Genomic DNA, 14,689 nt, shown 5'->3' on the forward strand with positions numbered 1-14,689 from the left:
CAAATCCTGACGTCAGGCCAGATCTTACCGAGTTCTCACGGATCGGCCGGAACGCCGCCGAACCGCCGCTCGCGGGGTTATCGTGACCGGCGATGAGCGAGTCGACGAAGGCTGCCCGGCTCGCCGAGCCGCCAACCCCGATGTCCGTCCGTCCCCGGTTTCGCGCTGACCTCGTGACGGTCGGCGTCACCCTGGTGGTGATCGCCGCCGCGACGGCCGTTGGCGTGTATTACAACCGGCCAGGCTCGGGCGTGGTGATCTACGCGTTCGCGCCGCCGCTGTTCGCGTATTGGCTGCCGCACGTCGGTCCCGGCTCGGTATTCGCCGTCCTGATCGCCGCCGGCGTCGTCCTGTACGGCCCGGCCCTGGCCGCCCGGCTGCGATGGCGGCGCGCCCTGGCCGCGGGCTACCTGGCGTCCCTCGCTTGGATCTTCTCGCTCGCGATGGTGGACGGCTGGACGCGCGGCTTCACCGGCCGACTCACCACTCCGCAGGAATACCTGCACGAAGTCCCCGGCATCACGGACATTCCGCGATTCCTCCGCGAGTTCTCCTCGCGCATCCTCGATTTCCAGCCGAACTCGTGGACCACCCACGTGTCCGGCCACCCGCCAGGCGCGACGCTGGTCTTCGTCTGGCTCGACCGCCTCGGCCTGCACGGAGGTGCCTGGGCGTCGACCGCCGTGGTGCTGGTGGCGGCGTTGGTCGCGGTCGCGGTGCCAGCGACGATCGCCCTGCTCGGCCGTCCGGACGCGGCCCGCGCGGCGCTGCCGTTCGCTGTGCTCAGCCCGGGCGCGGTGTGGCTGGGCGTGTCTGCGGACGGCCTCTTCGCCGGCGTGACCGCCACCGGCATCGCCCTGCTCGCCCTCGCGTCGGTGGCCTTCCGCGAACGCCGTGGTTACGCTTGGCCCACGGCGTTGGCAGCCGGGATCCTCATTGGATTCGGCATCTTCCTTTCCTACGGCCTCGTCCTGCTCGGCTTGGTCGCGCTGGCTGTCGCCTTGCTCGGCAGGCAATGGCGTGCCGCGGTAACCGCTGTCGTCGGCGCGTTGGCCGTGGTCGCCGTGTTCGCGCTCGCCGGTTTCTGGTGGTTCGACGGCTACCACCTAGTGGTCGAGCGCTACTACCAGGGCGTCGCGGTGGTGCGGCCGTATTCCTACTGGGTGTGGGCCGATCTGGCCGCGGTGGCGGTCGCGTGCGGGCCAGCAGTGGTCGCGGCGGCCCGGCGAGGGGTGGCTTCGGCGGTCTTCCTGCCGTCGCGCCGGACGCTCCTGCGCGATCCGGTGCTGCTGATCGTGGTCGCCGCCGTGCTCACGATCGTGTTCGCCGATTCGTCCGGCCTGTCGAAGGCTGAGGTAGAACGGATCTGGCTACCGTTCGGCGCGTGGCTGATCCCGGCCACGGCGCTGCTTCCGGCGGGCCACCGCCGCTGGTGGCTGGCCGGACAGGCGGTGGTGACGCTCGCGGTCAACCACCTGCTGCTGACGAACTGGTGAGGTGAGGCATGGAGGACCAAGCGGGTCGCGTGCTCGTGGTGGACGACGACGAGACCGTGCGCGACGTCGTCCGTCGTTACCTCGAAGCCGCCGGCTTCACGGTCGACCTCGCCGGGGACGGCGCGGCGGCGCTCACCCGGTTCGCCGAGCGCGTGCCGGACCTGGTCGTGCTCGACGTGATGATGCCCGGTCTCAACGGCCTGGAGGTCTGCCGCCGGCTGCGGCAGACGAGCCAGGTGCCGATCGTCATGCTCACCGCGCTCGGCGAGGAGGAGAACCGCATCGCCGGGCTGCAGCTGGGCGCCGACGATTACGTCACCAAACCGTTCAGCCCCAAGGAACTCACCCTGCGGGTGGCATCCGTGCTGCGCCGGGCCCGGATGCCGCGGCCCGAGCCGCCCACGGCGGAGCTGGTGGACGGCAACCTCCGGCTCCAGATGACCGCCCGCCAGGCGACGCTCGACGGCGCGGTGCTGCCGCTGACCACGCGCGAGTTCGACCTTCTCGCGTTCTTTCTCTCCCATCCCGGCGTCGCGTTCAGCCGGGCTGACCTGCTGGAGAAGGTGTGGGGCTGGGACTTCGGCGATCAGTCCACGGTCACCGTCCACGTACGGCGGCTGCGCGAGAAAATCGAACATGACCCCGCCAAGCCGATCCGCGTCGCGACGGTGTGGGGCGTCGGCTACCGCTACGACCGGGCACAGCCGTGATCGGCTCGGGTGAGTCGGCGTGGGACATGTTCGTCCACGTCCTGCACATTCTGCCGCTCGCCTTGCTGTTCGCGTTGCCGGTGGCGGCGCTGGGCGGGCTCGCGCTTTACCTGCTGCGGCACCGGTCGCTGGCCACCACGATGACCACCCTCGTGCTGACCCCGATCGCCGCGATGCTGGTCGGGATCCTCGGCGTGAGCGGCTTCATGTTCACCGAGGCCCTGACCACCGAACTGCTCGTGTGCCTGCTGGTCGCGTTGGTGGCGGTGCCCGCGGCGATGGTGCTGGGCCGGGTCATCGCGCGGCGCAGCGTGTGGGAACGCGAGGCCAGGGAACGCGAACGCGCGGCGGAGAAATCGCGGCGCGAACTGGTCGCGTGGATCAGCCACGACCTGCGTAGCCCGCTGGCCGGAATCCAGGCCATGGCCGAGGCACTGGCCGACGGGGTGGTCTCCGAACGCGCTGAGGTGGCCGACTACGCCCAGCGCATCAGCGGCGAGACCACCCGGCTGTCCGGCATGGTCGGCGACCTGTTCGAGCTGTCCCGGATCACCGCGGGAGCGCTCGAACTGAGCATGTCGGCGGTGCCGCTGCGCGACGTGGTGAGCGACGCGGTCGCCGCGCAGGCACCAGTGGCCGACCGCAAACATGTGCGGGTGCTGGAAAACGCGTCGGCGTGGCCGGTGGTGTCCGGCAGCGATCCGGAGCTGGCGCGGATCGTGCGGAACCTGGTGTCCAACGCCATCCGGCACACGCCGCCGGACGGCACGGTCGCCGTGCAGATCGGCATCGACGGCGACCAGGCGCTGCTGGCCGTGGACGACGGCTGCGGCGGGATTCCGGACGACGAGATCAGCCGGGTCTTCGACGTCGCCTTCCGCGGCACCCAAGCCCGCACCCCCGACCGCAGCGGCACCACCAGCGGCGGCGGGCTGGGCCTGGCGATCGCGAAGGGCCTGGTGGAGGCGCATCGGGGGCGGATCGGGGTGCAGAACCACGGCCCGGGATGCCGCTTCGAGGTGCGGTTGCCGCTGGCGGCGTCCTGATCCGTCTGTTGTGGACGGTCAGGAAGTGGTGACCGCCGAGACCGGCTCCACCGTGCGGTCGGCGGAGATCCGGAAGAACGGCTCGTCCGGGAAATGCGCCGCGGCGACGATCGTGCCGGTGCCAGTCACCTCACCGAGCCAGCGGCGACGGGTCAGCTCCGCCTGGCGCGGATCGGCGTCGGACGCGGCACCGATCGACGGATCGGCCATCTGCTCCGGAATCTGGAAGACGTCGCCGATCAGGACCGCGCGACGGTCCTGGTCTGCCACCTCCAGCACGTAGTGCCCTGGCGTGTGGCCAGGCGCGTGCCGAACGGTAACGCCGGGAGCGACCGCTTCACCGTCCTGCAACGTGCGCAGCTTGCCCTGGGCGTGAAGGGCTTCCAGCGCCACACGGCCGCGATCGTGCCGTCCGGCCGGCTCGACGAACGCGGCCCAGTCGGGCGCGCCGTACCGCACTTCGGCGTTCGGGAAGTACGGTTCGCCGTTCGGCGCGACCCAGCCGATGTGGTCCGCGTGCAGATGAGTCAGCACCACGGTGTCGACGTCTTCGCGGGCGACCCCGGCTTCGTCGAGCGCTGCGGGCAAGCCTCCGGTGTGCTCCGGTTCGGCGGCGCTGACCACCGGGTGCAACTGCTCTCTGGAGTGCTGCGGCAGATGCGGCTCACCGGACGGACGCGGACCGAAACCGGCGTCGACCAGCACAGTGCGGCCGCCCGTCCGGATCAGGAATGCGCCGACGACTACCGGGACCGTGCTCGGCGCCGAGCGTTTGCCCTGTAGTCCCGGGAAGAACGACGACGGCAGCTGCAGCCGTCCGTCGGTCAGTGCGTGGATTTCGATGTCCCCCACCACGATGGAACGCATGCCCAGCATCAAGATCCGGTAGGGCGAATTCATTCCGGAACGTGATCTTCACCTCATCAGGTGACGGGCGCGCGCAGCTCCGCAGTGGCGAACGCGGCGATGCCGTCCGCGAAGGACGTTTCCGCCCGGAACCCGAGCAGCTCCCGTGCTCGGGCCGGGTCAGCGACCACGTGGCGGACATCGGCTGGCCGCGCACCGCCGACGATCCGCGGCTCCGGCCCGCCGCAGGCACGGGCCAGTTCCCGGGCCAGATCGCCGACGCTGTGCGGCTGTCCGGAACAGACGTTCAGCGGCGTGAGGTCTGCCTCCGGACCGTCGTTCCGGAGCGCGAGGACGTTCGCTCGGGCCACGTCGTCCACGTGCACGAAGTCCCGCTGCTGCTGTCCGTCCTCCAGCACGGTCGGCGCTTCGCCGCGCTCCAGCGCCGACCGGAACAGGGATGCCACCCCGGCGTAGGGCGTGTTCTGCGGCATCCGCGGGCCATAGACGTTGTGGTACCGCAACGCCCAGACCGTGCCGCCGGTCTGCCGTGCCCAGGCGCCTGCGAGGTGTTCTTGCGCCAGTTTCGTTGCCGCGTAGGTGCTTCGAGGCAGCAGCGGTGCGTCTTCGGGCACGAGTCGCCAGCCCAACTCGGCACCGCAACGCGGGCAGGCGGGTTCGAATCGTCCGGCGTCCACATCGGACTGCCGGCGAGGTGACGGCGGAACGACACCGTGTTCCGTGCACGCATAACGACCCTCGCCGTAGACCACCATCGACGAGGCGAGCACGAGCTTGCGCACCTTCGTCGCGTGCATCGCGGCCAGCAGCACGGCGGTGCCGTAGTCGTTGTTCAGCGCGTATGAGGGTGCGTCGGAGGGATCCACTCCGTGCCCGACCACGGCGGCCTGGTGGCAGACCGCGTCGACGCCGTCGAGCAGCTCGGCGACGATTTCAGTGTCGGTGACGTCGCCGCGCAGGAAGCGGTGCCGCCGCGTGTATTCGGGTGGCGTGGTGGAGCCGTGCGCGGTGGACAGCAGGTTGTCCAGCACCACGACCTCGTCGCCGTCGTCGGCCAGCTGGTCGGCGATCCGGGACCCGATGAACCCGGCGCCGCCGGTGAGGAGCACTCGCACCTGGCCGACGGTAGGCCGCCCGCCCGGTGGTCCGCGCGGCCCGCGCGGACCACGTCACCGAATCGTCAGAAATCACCGGGCCCGTGGCGGCGAAGCGGGCCTGGAACCGGATACGGTGTCGGCATGGAACGGAGCGCACAGCGGCTGGGCCGGGCACTCGTGGTGATTGTGGACGACCGGGTCGCGCACGGGGAGCACGAGGACACCTCCGGGCCGCTCGTCACCGAGCTGCTCGAGGAGGCCGGGTTCATCGTCGACGGCGTCGTGGTGGTCGAGGCCGAGACCGCGGGCATCCGCAACGCGCTCAACACGGCGGTGATCGGCGGGGCGGACCTGGTGATCACGGTCGGCGGCACCGGGGTGTCGCCGCGCGACCGCACGCCGGACGCGACCGCCGGGGTCCTCGACCGCCCGATTCCGGGCATCGGCGAGGCCCTGCGCGCCTCCGGCCTGGCCGCGGGCGCGGTCGACGCCGGGATCTCCCGCGGGCTGGCCGGCGTTTCGGGCAGCACGCTGGTGGTCAACCTCGCCGGCTCGCGCGCGGCGGTGCGCGACGGCATGGCGACCCTTTCGTCGCTGGTCCCGCACGTGATCGACGAGCTTTCCGGCCTCGAAGAGGTCTGAGCCCGGACGGGTATCTCTCTGCACTTGTCAAACAGCAGGTGGGACGATGGACCTATGCCGCACGAGGAACGACGTCCCCGCGTGACCGAGGCCCAGCGCCGCCGCCGGGTCGACGAGGTCTTCGGCGACGTGCTGCCGGAGACCACGTCCGATGAGCGGGGCCGGGGCCCGGAGACCACTCCGGATTCGTGGTATCTCGAGAACCGGCCCCCGCATCACGATCGGTGACCCCTCAGCCGCGGCTGGAGGGGCCGTTGCCCTGCTGCGCGCGCAGCAGGTCGCGGATTTCGGTGAGCAGTTCGACGTCAGTCGGCTCGGCCGGGCCCTTCTCCTCGCCGCGCTTGCGCCGCTCCTGGATGTGCTTCATCGGCAGGACGATCAGGAAGTAGACGATCGCGGCGACGATCACGAAGTTGATCGCCGCGTTGATCACGCCGCCGAAGTCCATGAACGTCGCGTCATTGCCGTGCAGGACGTTGAAGCCGAGGCCCTTCGCCGCGTCCGAGCCGCCGAGCGCGTTGATCAACGGCTTGATCAGGCCGTTGGTGAACGCCGTGACGATCGCGGTGAACGCGGCGCCGATCACGACCGCGACCGCGAGGTCGACGACGTTGCCGCGCATCAGAAAGTCCTTGAAACCTTTCAGCACTGCTGCTCCCAGGAGAAATCAGGACGGGCGTCTGGCCGTCCTCAGACAGCCGTCGCCCGTCGGGACAGGGTCGGGTTAGCGGAGAGTAACCGTTACCGGTCGTTCGAGCGAGGAAGCGGCGACCTGCGTGGCACCCTGCATCGGCAGCGCGAGCAGGACGAGCGGGCCCTTCTGCGGTGGGCCGAGCGCGCGGTTCCCGGCGTCGTCGGATCGCCGGACGGTGACCACGGTCGCGCCTCTGGCCAGCACAGACGCGGAATTTGTGGTATCCGCGCCCGCGACGACGTCAACGCGCTGTCCCGGCTGAAGCAGCTCTGCGACGGCCGCGTCCGCCAGCCGGACGGCGACAGTGACGGTTCCGGGTTCACCCGTTACGGGGAGGTTGTTGCCGAGGAGCCGGACGTCGGTGATGGGCTCACCGGCCCGGGCGGCTCCGGACAAAAGCCGGCCGACTGCCGCGTCGGATGCCGATAGCGCTCCGGACGGGCGGAGGGCATCCGGCAGCGCGACAGTCCGCACGTCCGCGGCGCGCAGGACGGAGCCCGCGGGCAGGTCGCGTGCGGAAACCACCGTCGAGGTGGCGGGTGCGCCCCGCGCGGAGGGCGGGAGAAGCAGGACGAGCAGGCCGGCCAGCAGCAGGGCCGCCGCGAGACACCGGCGGAGCATCCGGGCTCGCCGCCCGCGCGGCAGACGGAGGTCAGGCAGCGCGGGAAGGCGGCTGAGCAAGGTGTTCACGGTTGTCCCCTCGTCGGTTCCGATGCGACGGGATGCCGCACGAATCCGACGTTAAGGACGTCGCGAACCGGCCGGAAGAGCCGATTCGCGAACCTGTGGACAACTGGCCCCTTGTGGATAACTCGGGGGTCAGGAGGGCGTGGAAGCCGTTTTCGTCGTGCTCGAGGTGGAAGATGTGGTCGAGGACGAAGAAGACGTCGACGACGAGGAAGAGGAGGTGGTCGACGACGAGTCGGACTTGGCGCTCTCGGACTTGGCCGGGGTCGCGGAAGTGCTCGACTTGCTCGATTCACGCGAATCCGTGCGGTAGAACCCGCTGCCCTTGAAGACCACGCCGACCGAGCTGAAGACCTTGCGCAGTGGACCGGAGCACTGCGGGCAGACGGTCAGGCTGGGGTCGGAGAAGGACTGCACCGCCTCGAAGCGGTGGTCGCATTCCTTGCAGGCGTACTGGTACGTGGGCACTGAAGCTCCTTCATGCACTGGCACTCGACCTACAAGAGTGCTAACCCAATTGTGCTGGACGACATTCCCCCGGCGCAATTACCCCTTGCTCACAGTGCGGCGGCGGAAGGGGTAGCGGCGGGTTGGCGCTGGTCAGGGTGCCTGTCGTGGGGACGGCTGTTCGGCTGGGCCGCGACTGGACCGCGGCGGGACTGTGACTGGTCCGGTCGGGTGGGCTGTCGCTGGGCTGGTCGGGTGGGGCCAGAGCGGTGCTTGCGGGTTGCTTGGCTGCGGTGGTTCCGGTGGTTTTGGCGGCCGCCGGGTGTGGCTGGCGGCGCGGAGTGGGTGTGGATGCGTGGTTTGGGTGGTTCGTGCGGGCGTGGCTGGATGCTGGCTCGTGGCTGGACGCTGAGAGCGCGGGCGAACCCGGGCGAGTGGTCTTGACCACTGCCTCACGAGGCCGCGGCGGCAGCTGGCAGCTGGATGAGGCCGGAGGGCGTCAGGACGGCGGTCATGGGCACGTCGTGGGGTTCGGCCGGGAGACGGTCGACTAGCTCGTCTGCGCGCACTACAGCCACGCGGGCGGTGCCTGTCGCGGCGGTCAGGGTGCGGTCGTAGTAGCCGGCTCCGCGGCCTAGGCGGGTGCCGTGGCGGTCGACGGCCAGGGCTGGGATCAGCAGCACCTGTGCCGCCGCCACCGCCGCGACGCCAAGGCGTGGGCCGGATGGTTCCAGGACGCCGCGGAGGCGTCCGGGGGCCAGGGCGTCCGGGCCGGTGTACTCGGCCCAGTCGAGCGGGCCGGGAGTGTCCGGGATGACGGGCAGCAGGACGCGAGCGCCAGTGGTGGCCAGGGCGTTCACCAGGGAGATTTGACCAGGCTCAGTGCCGAAAGGGAGGTACGCGCAGACCGTTTCCGCGTGGATGGACGACGCCGCCGTCGCCAGGGCGGCTGCCTCGCGAGCGTGGGCTTCGGGGGGCAGTTCGGCGCGGGTGCGAAGGATTCGTGTCCGCCACTCCGCCTTGCTCGGGGTCTCATTGCCCGGCTCGTGCATGAGACCAGGTTAGGCTTTGCGCCCATGACGGGCGCCTCAACCACCCAGACGTTCAGAACCGCCATCGTGCCTGCCGCAGGCCTTGGCACGCGATTCCTGCCGACTACGAAAGCGGTGCCCAAAGAGCTGCTTCCGGTGGTCGACACGCCGGGGATCGAGATCGTCGCCACCGAGGCGGCGAGTGCGGGTGCGAAGCGGCTGGTGATCGTCACCTCGCCGGGCAAGGAAGCTGTCGTCCGGTACTTCGAGGCGAAGCCGGACCTGGAGAAGACGCTCGAAGACAAGGGCAAGACGGAGCTGCTGGCGAAGGTCCGGCGCGGGCCGGAGCTGCTGGACGTCGAGGTCGCGATCCAGGAACAGGCGCTCGGGCTCGGGCACGCCGTCGCGCAGGCCGAGCCGAACCTCACCGACGAGGACACCGCGGTCGCCGTGCTGCTGCCCGACGACCTGGTGCTGCCCGCCGGGGTTCTCGACCGGATGTCGGCCGTCCGCGCCCAGTACGGCGGCAGCGTGCTTTGCGCGTTCGACATCCCGAAAGAGCAGATCTCGCCGTACGGCGTCTTCGACGTCACCGACACCGACGACCCGGACGTCAAGCAGGTCCACGGCATGGTCGAGAAGCCCAAGCCGGAGGACGCGCCGTCGACCTACGCCGCGGCTGGGCGGTACCTGCTCGACCGGGCGATTTTCGACGCGCTGCGCCGGATCGAGCCCGGTGCGGGCGGCGAGCTGCAGCTCACCGACGCTGTCGCGCTGCTGATCCAGGAAGGGCACCCGGTGCACATCGTCGTCCACCGCGGCGGGCGGCACGACCTGGGCAACCCCGGCGGATTCCTGCGTGCCGCCGTCGATTTCGCGCTCGAGGACCCAGACTACGGGCCCTCGCTGCGCACCTGGCTGACCGAACGGATCGGAAACGATCGCCCATGACGGACTCTCTCGATTCCACTCCAGTCACCCCGGCCGAAGACGCCGTCGCGACCGATCCGGCGGTTCCGGCCGTCGCCGCGGCGGAATCGGCGGAAGTCTTTGTCCCGGCGGAAGAATCCGCTGAGATACCCGGGGATTTCCGCTCGGTCGACGAGCAGATCGCGCTGACCCTCGACGCCGCCGTGCGCCCGCGGCCGGTCCGGGTCGCGATCTCCGAAGCGCAGGGCCTGCTGTGCGCGGAGGAAGTGGTCGCCGAGCACGCGCTGCCCGGGTTCGACCAGGCCGCGGTGGACGGATACGCGGTTCGCAGCGTTGACGTACAAACGGCTGGCCAGGAACCGGTCCAGCTGCCGGTCGTCGGCGAGATCCCGGCTGGTTCGCGGCAGCCGCGGCGGCTGCAGCCCGGGCAGGCGGTGCGCGTCGACACCGGCGCGCCGCTGCCCACGCTCGCCGACGCCGTGGTTCCGACCGCTTACACCGACGGTCACCAGGCCAAGGTCACCATCAACCGGTCCGTGCCGTCGGCCGGCTACGTGCGCCGGGCCGGCGAGGACGTGCAGATCGGCGACGTCGCGGTGCGCAAGGGCGACACCATCGGCTCCGCGCAGGTCGGGCTGCTGGCCGCGGTCGGCCGCGCGAAGGTGCTGGTCTACCCGCGGCCGCGGGTGTCGATCGTGTCGGTCGGCGACGAGCTGGTGGACATCGACCGCACGCCGTCGGTCGGCCAGGTCTACGACGTCAACTCGTACGCGCTGGCCGCGGCCGCGCGCGACGCCGGCGCCGAGGTGAGCCGGGTCGGCATCGTGCCGGGCGACCCGAAACGGCTGCGCGAGGTCGTCGAAGGACGGCTGCTGATGTCCGAAATCGTGGTCGTCGCGGGCGGGGCGGGCGGAACTTCCGGCGACGAGGTGCACGCCGCGCTGTCCGATCTCGGGCACATCGACCTGACCCGGGTCGCGATGCATCCCGGCTCGGTGCAGGGCTTCGGCAGGCTCGGCCCGGACTCGGTGCCGACGTTCCTCATCCCGGGCAACCCGATGAGCGCGCTCGTGGTGTTCGAGGTGCTGGTGCGGCCGTTGATCCGCACCGCGCGCGGCACCCGCAACCCGCACCGCCGGGTGGTCGGGGCGCGGCTGCTGTCGTCGATCACCTCGACCAAGGGCCGCCGCGGTTACCTGCGCGGGCAGCTGCTGCGCGACGAAGCGAACGGGGAGTACCTGGTACAGCCGCTCGGCACGTCGGGCGCGCACCTGCTGGCGTCGCTGGCTGAGGCCAACTGCCTCATCATCGTCGAGGAGGACCTCACCGAGGTGGCAGCGGGCGACCAGGTCAAGGTCACCTTCCTCGCCCAGCGCGCCTGATCCGTGGCCGCACTCGCCGACTCGGCCGAAACCCGGCACCCCGGCTGGCCCGCCACGCTCGGACCCCTGCGGATCCCGGCAGGCGTGGTCGCCGTGCGCCCGGTGCGGCTGCGCGACGCGGGCGAGTGGAGCCGCGTCCGGCTGCGCGATCGCGAGCACCTGGAGGAGTGGGAGCCGACCGGGATCGGGCCGTGGGCCGACCGCAACGCGTTCTGGTCGTGGCCGTCGCAGTGGGCGGCGCTGCGCGGCCTCGCACGGCGGGGCCAGTGCCTGCCGTTCACGATCACGGTGGACGGAAAGTTCGCCGGCCAGATCACTGTCGGTAACGTGATCCGCGCCGCACTCCGGTCGGCCTGGGTCGGGTACTGGGTGTCGTCCGAGATCGTCCGGGGAGGCGTCGCCACCGCGGCCGTCGCGCTCGTGACAGATCACGCTTTCGATGTCGCCGGCCTGCACCGGCTGGAAGCGACCGTGCGGCCGGAGAACAACGCCAGCATCCGCGTGCTCACCAAGGCCGGATATCGGCAGGAAGGGCTCTTCGAGCGGTACCTCGACGTCGCCGGAGCCTGGCGTGACCACCTGTGTTTCGCCGTGACGAAAGAGGAGACCGGCGACGGCCTGGTGTCCCGACTGGTGGCATCCGGGCGCGCCGACCTGGCCTGATGGTGACTACGCGTCCCAGGTTGATCACGCGTTACCACATCCTGTGAGATTCACCTAATGCGGTGATGCATTTTCGTGATCGAACCCGGCGAGTCTGCGCCTCCTGTGTGACTGTTGTGGCTAGCGTGACTACAGCAGAGGATCGGGGGAGGTGACGGGAGATGCCCAGCTCGGTGATCATCGTCGCGCTCGCCGCGGCATGGCTCGTCGTTCTCGTGCCCATGGTGGCCCGCAAACGCCAGCAAGTCGCGCGGACGCCGACCTCCGCGCTGGCCGCCCGGGTGGTGCGAAGGGGCAGTGCGCGCAACGAGGGACAGGAGGACGACGCCGTGTCCGACAATGCGAAGCCTTCGGTTGAGGACGATCTCGCCGAACTCGAGGCAGAACTCGACGCTGACCTGGACGAAGAGCCCGAACCCGAGCCCGAGCCGCTCCCGCAGCCCGCGCGCGCGGAACGGATGGAACGCGCCGAACCGCGCCGCGAACGCCGCAGCTACCGGCCCGGCCGGGGCGGCTTCGATCCGGAAGCGGCGGAGATCGCGGCCAAGGCCAAGTACGCATTCCGCCAGCGGGTGGTCGTGATCCTGCTGATCGCCGCCGTCGTCACGGCCGCGATCGCCGGATTCGCGTTCTCGCTCGCGTGGTGGGTGCACGGCGCGGTCGACCTCGCCCTTGTTGGCTATCTCGTATACCTCCGTCGCCAGGTCCGCATCGAGAACGACATCCGGCAGCGCCGGATGGCCCGCTACTCGACGACGTCCGCGCCCGAGGCGCCTGCTTCCTACGAGCCGTACGACTCGTTCGAGGAAGAAGACGAGGATGTCGAGGTCGTCGCCCCTGAGGTGCCGCGCGACATCGTTGAGCGCAAGCCGTCGCCGATGTCCCGCATCCGCCGGCAGGCAGTCGTGGTCGATCTGGACGACGAGGACCCCGCTTTCGAGGAACTCGACGAGCCAGGCGCGGGCCCGTACCGCCGGGCGGTCGGAGAGTGACCCCCGCTGTTCGGTGCCTGGAGGGCGCTGCTAAGCTTTCCAAGCACTGAACAACAGGGGCTCACGCTCCTGAGGGGCTGTAGCGCAGTTGGTAGCGCGTCTCGTTCGCATCGAGAAGGTCAGGGGTTCGATTCCCCTCAGCTCCACAGCACATCAGAGGCCCTTTCCGGGATACCGGGGAGGGCCTTTTTCATGCCCGTACAGCAGCAAAGTACAGCAACGGCTCATCGGAGGCTGTCTCCCAGCTTCTTGAGCGCCGCCCGCGTTTGCTCGGACGAGACCTCCGTGTAGATCTCCATCGTCATCGAGAACTGGGCGTGGCGGAGGATCCGCATGGCGACGCGGGGATGCACGTCCAAGTCGGCGAGCAGGGAGCCGCACGAACGTCGGCCGTCGTGGACGGTGATGTAGCGGACACCGGCCTTGGCGCAGCGTGCAGCCCATGAGCGAAGGAAGTTGCGGGGCGCGACAGGCGTACCGAGCTGGGTGGTGAACAGCAGGTTGCTGTCTGGCCAGAAGTCGGCCTTCTCACGGTTCCTGTGCTCGATGCGCAGCTTCAGCGCCGCTGTGACGACGTCGATCATGGGCAAGGTGTCATCTGACGTCGGAGTCTTGGTCTGGCGGTGCAGGAGTTGCTTCTGGACGCACTGGAGCTGCCAGGCGATGTCCAGCTCGGATGTTTCGAAGTTGATTGCTTCCTCGGGCAGGCCAAGCACTTCCCCTTCGCGCATACCCATGATCACGATGAGGACGTAGGCCGCGTAGAGCGGATCGTTGTCTTTCTTCGCCGACTCCAGGAACTTCCGGGCTTCATCGTTAGACCACCGCTGGCGCTTTGGCTTCCGGACGGCAGGCAGCGTCACCAACCCAACAACGTTGCGGGTGATCAGCTCTTCGCGGATGGCGTAGTTCGGCGCGCTCCGCAGGCAATCCCGGATGTCCCTGATGGTCCTTGCGGATGGTGCCTGCCCGCAGCACCGGCCCTTCGCGCAGCAGCGTTGCTTGTTTCGCGGCCGCTTGGCGTCTTTGCCCTGTGCGCAGCACTGGCACACCGTAGGCAGTTTGTTGGCCCACTTCTGTGCCTCGCGGAGTTGAAGGCGATCGATGCGCGTTTCCCCTGGGAAGGGGTTGATGTACAGCCGCACGAAAAGCTCATAGTTGACGTACGTCTTAGGTGCGCGGTTCGGCTGAATGCGATGTCAGCCCTGATAAACGCTGCGAACGAGCGATTTCGGGCAGCCCGGAGTGGGCGTGAACCCGAGGATCATCGACTCTGGTCCGACGCCACGCGCGGGTTGTATGAGAAGCTTGAGGATTTCTTGAAGAAGGCTCGTGTGACTATCGATCAGTAGTTGTGACTGTGGCGGGTATGCCCAAAGTTTGTACACCCGGAGCAGTTCTCCCTCCGTTCCTTGTCAGTACGTCGGTACCGCAGCGGGGGTCCCGCGTTTCTTTGCCTCAGCGGTCAGATGGCAACCGGTGCGCACTGTGGCGCTTGTGTTGACCGAGCTGCCGAAGGCAACTTCGGAGCCGTCCGGCGCGCGGTACGTCACGTAGTGGTCGGACGGCTGGCTCTTCACCACGATCGGACCCGAGTCGAAGCCGTAGCCGCGAAGGATGTCGCTCACTGCCGCCTGGACGGAGTCCCACTGCGGGTCGGGGACTTTGCCTTGCGCGACCCAGCTGGCCAGGCTCTTGACCTCGGCATCGTCCTTCCGGAGGTCGGCGTTCACTGCGGCGAAGTCGTTTCCGCAGGATGCCGAGGTCATGGGGTTCGCTGATGTCCACCTGAGGCTTGGCACGATTTCGGTGACCTTGGCGCGGATCTTGGCGTACATCTCGTCGTATCGGGCGACGGCTTGATCGATGTCAGGGCGCTTCATCAGCTCGTTGAACTGCTCGGTTTTCTGGTTCACCGTGGTCTCCGGGGGAACGTCCGGTCCGCACGCGCTCAGCGCGAACGTCAGGCAGAGTGCGGCGGCTAGGGCAAGTGGACGCTTCATGT

17 protein-coding genes and 1 tRNA gene are annotated in these 14,689 nt (G+C 69.4%); 10 read left to right on the top strand and 8 right to left on the bottom strand.

The window, feature by feature from the left end:
• Positions 1-92 precede the first annotated feature (92 nt).
• The 3 genes from ACFSVL_RS02570 to ACFSVL_RS02580 are packed head-to-tail and all read left to right on the top strand — an operon-like array spanning position 93 to position 3,252.
• Positions 93-1,496 carry a hypothetical protein gene (locus ACFSVL_RS02570; protein ID WP_378300009.1) on the top strand — a complete coding sequence of 468 codons (1,404 nt, stop codon included), beginning with the start codon at positions 93-95 and terminating at the stop codon, positions 1,494-1,496.
• An 8-nt stretch (positions 1,497-1,504) separates the two neighbouring features.
• Entirely contained in the window at positions 1,505-2,206 is a 702-nt protein-coding gene (locus tag ACFSVL_RS02575) for a response regulator transcription factor (RefSeq protein WP_378300011.1), read from the top strand.
• Positions 2,203-3,252, top strand: a complete 1,050-nt coding sequence (locus tag ACFSVL_RS02580) for a sensor histidine kinase (protein WP_378300013.1) — start codon at positions 2,203-2,205, stop codon at positions 3,250-3,252. The genes ACFSVL_RS02575 and ACFSVL_RS02580 overlap by 4 nt, the downstream gene beginning before the upstream one ends.
• Positions 3,253-3,270: 18 nt before the next feature.
• Here ACFSVL_RS02580 and ACFSVL_RS02585 read toward each other — a convergent pair whose 3' ends face one another.
• Positions 3,271-4,119 (bottom strand): MBL fold metallo-hydrolase, encoded by an 849-nt coding sequence (locus ACFSVL_RS02585; protein WP_378300015.1) that lies wholly within the window; start codon positions 4,117-4,119, stop codon positions 3,271-3,273.
• A 56-nt stretch (positions 4,120-4,175) separates the two neighbouring features.
• Entirely contained in the window at positions 4,176-5,234 is a 1,059-nt protein-coding gene (locus ACFSVL_RS02590; RefSeq protein ID WP_378300017.1) for an NAD-dependent epimerase/dehydratase family protein, read from the bottom strand.
• Positions 5,235-5,357: 123 nt separating this feature from the next.
• On the opposite strand from ACFSVL_RS02590, the gene ACFSVL_RS02595 reads away from it, so the two are divergent.
• Both ACFSVL_RS02595 and ACFSVL_RS02600 read left to right on the top strand, forming a co-directional pair.
• Positions 5,358-5,858, top strand: coding sequence for a MogA/MoaB family molybdenum cofactor biosynthesis protein (locus ACFSVL_RS02595; RefSeq protein WP_009083558.1), 501 nt, complete (start codon positions 5,358-5,360; stop codon positions 5,856-5,858).
• An 81-nt stretch (positions 5,859-5,939) separates the two neighbouring features.
• Complete coding sequence (locus tag ACFSVL_RS02600; protein ID WP_378300413.1) at positions 5,940-6,086, top strand: hypothetical protein; 147 nt, start codon at positions 5,940-5,942, stop codon at positions 6,084-6,086.
• Positions 6,087-6,090: 4 nt separating this feature from the next.
• Here the strand turns inward: ACFSVL_RS02600 and mscL are convergent, their stop codons facing one another.
• The 4 genes from mscL to ACFSVL_RS02620 all read right to left on the bottom strand — a co-directional run bounded on the left by mscL (position 6,091) and on the right by ACFSVL_RS02620 (position 8,738).
• A complete protein-coding gene (gene mscL / locus ACFSVL_RS02605) occupies positions 6,091-6,507 on the bottom strand; it encodes a large-conductance mechanosensitive channel protein MscL (protein WP_378300019.1) in 417 nt (138 codons plus the stop codon).
• Between the two features lie 75 nt (positions 6,508-6,582).
• Positions 6,583-7,242 carry an SAF domain-containing protein gene (locus ACFSVL_RS02610; protein WP_378300021.1) on the bottom strand — a complete coding sequence of 220 codons (660 nt, stop codon included), beginning with the start codon at positions 7,240-7,242 and terminating at the stop codon, positions 6,583-6,585.
• A gap of 129 nt (positions 7,243-7,371) precedes the next feature.
• A complete protein-coding gene (locus ACFSVL_RS02615) occupies positions 7,372-7,707 on the bottom strand; it encodes an FmdB family zinc ribbon protein (protein WP_378300023.1) in 336 nt (111 codons plus the stop codon).
• 431 nt (positions 7,708-8,138) lie between these two features.
• The gene (locus ACFSVL_RS02620; protein WP_378300025.1) at positions 8,139-8,738 is read right to left on the bottom strand and encodes a 5-formyltetrahydrofolate cyclo-ligase; all 600 of its coding nucleotides are present in this window, start codon (positions 8,736-8,738) and stop codon (positions 8,139-8,141) included.
• A 24-nt stretch (positions 8,739-8,762) separates the two neighbouring features.
• Between ACFSVL_RS02620 and ACFSVL_RS02625 the strand changes: the two genes are divergently transcribed.
• The 5 genes from ACFSVL_RS02625 to ACFSVL_RS02645 all read left to right on the top strand — a co-directional run bounded on the left by ACFSVL_RS02625 (position 8,763) and on the right by ACFSVL_RS02645 (position 12,830).
• Positions 8,763-9,668 carry a UTP--glucose-1-phosphate uridylyltransferase gene (locus ACFSVL_RS02625; protein WP_378300027.1) on the top strand — a complete coding sequence of 302 codons (906 nt, stop codon included), beginning with the start codon at positions 8,763-8,765 and terminating at the stop codon, positions 9,666-9,668.
• Complete coding sequence (gene glp, locus ACFSVL_RS02630) at positions 9,665-11,029, top strand: molybdotransferase-like divisome protein Glp (RefSeq protein ID WP_378300029.1); 1,365 nt, start codon at positions 9,665-9,667, stop codon at positions 11,027-11,029. The genes ACFSVL_RS02625 and glp overlap by 4 nt, the downstream gene beginning before the upstream one ends.
• Before the next feature lie 3 nt (positions 11,030-11,032).
• The gene (locus ACFSVL_RS02635) at positions 11,033-11,692 is read left to right on the top strand and encodes a GNAT family N-acetyltransferase (RefSeq protein ID WP_378300031.1); all 660 of its coding nucleotides are present in this window, start codon (positions 11,033-11,035) and stop codon (positions 11,690-11,692) included.
• 161 nt (positions 11,693-11,853) lie between these two features.
• Positions 11,854-12,684 (top strand): divisome protein SepX/GlpR, encoded by an 831-nt coding sequence (gene sepX, locus ACFSVL_RS02640; RefSeq protein ID WP_378300033.1) that lies wholly within the window; start codon positions 11,854-11,856, stop codon positions 12,682-12,684.
• Between the two features lie 73 nt (positions 12,685-12,757).
• A tRNA-Ala gene (locus ACFSVL_RS02645) sits at positions 12,758-12,830 on the top strand.
• A gap of 78 nt (positions 12,831-12,908) precedes the next feature.
• On the opposite strand, the gene ACFSVL_RS02650 is transcribed toward ACFSVL_RS02645, so the two are convergent.
• Both ACFSVL_RS02650 and ACFSVL_RS02655 read right to left on the bottom strand, forming a co-directional pair.
• Positions 12,909-13,829 carry a site-specific integrase gene (locus tag ACFSVL_RS02650; protein ID WP_378300035.1) on the bottom strand — a complete coding sequence of 307 codons (921 nt, stop codon included), beginning with the start codon at positions 13,827-13,829 and terminating at the stop codon, positions 12,909-12,911.
• Positions 13,830-14,099: 270 nt separating this feature from the next.
• Complete coding sequence (locus ACFSVL_RS02655) at positions 14,100-14,600, bottom strand: LppA family lipoprotein (RefSeq protein ID WP_378300037.1); 501 nt, start codon at positions 14,598-14,600, stop codon at positions 14,100-14,102.
• Positions 14,601-14,689 lie beyond the last annotated feature (89 nt).

The organism is Amycolatopsis silviterrae (genome assembly GCF_042684085.1).
Taxonomy (GTDB): domain Bacteria; phylum Actinomycetota; class Actinomycetes; order Mycobacteriales; family Pseudonocardiaceae; genus Amycolatopsis; species Amycolatopsis silviterrae.

What these genes read in the sequence shown, in the direction of transcription:
- ACFSVL_RS02570 (WP_378300009.1), top strand. Translation starts at nt 93, where the DNA reads ATGAGCGAGTCGACGAAGGCTGCCCGGCTCGCCGAGCCGCCAACCCCG.
- ACFSVL_RS02575 (WP_378300011.1), top strand. Translation starts at nt 1,505, where the DNA reads ATGGAGGACCAAGCGGGTCGCGTGCTCGTGGTGGACGACGACGAGACC.
- ACFSVL_RS02585 (WP_378300015.1), bottom strand. Translation starts at nt 4,119, where the DNA reads ATGCGTTCCATCGTGGTGGGGGACATCGAAATCCACGCACTGACCGAC.
- ACFSVL_RS02595 (WP_009083558.1), top strand. Translation starts at nt 5,358, where the DNA reads ATGGAACGGAGCGCACAGCGGCTGGGCCGGGCACTCGTGGTGATTGTG.
- ACFSVL_RS02620 (WP_378300025.1), bottom strand. Translation starts at nt 8,738, where the DNA reads ATGCACGAGCCGGGCAATGAGACCCCGAGCAAGGCGGAGTGGCGGACA.
- ACFSVL_RS02625 (WP_378300027.1), top strand. Translation starts at nt 8,763, where the DNA reads ATGACGGGCGCCTCAACCACCCAGACGTTCAGAACCGCCATCGTGCCT.
- glp (WP_378300029.1), top strand. Translation starts at nt 9,665, where the DNA reads ATGACGGACTCTCTCGATTCCACTCCAGTCACCCCGGCCGAAGACGCC.
- sepX (WP_378300033.1), top strand. Translation starts at nt 11,854, where the DNA reads ATGCCCAGCTCGGTGATCATCGTCGCGCTCGCCGCGGCATGGCTCGTC.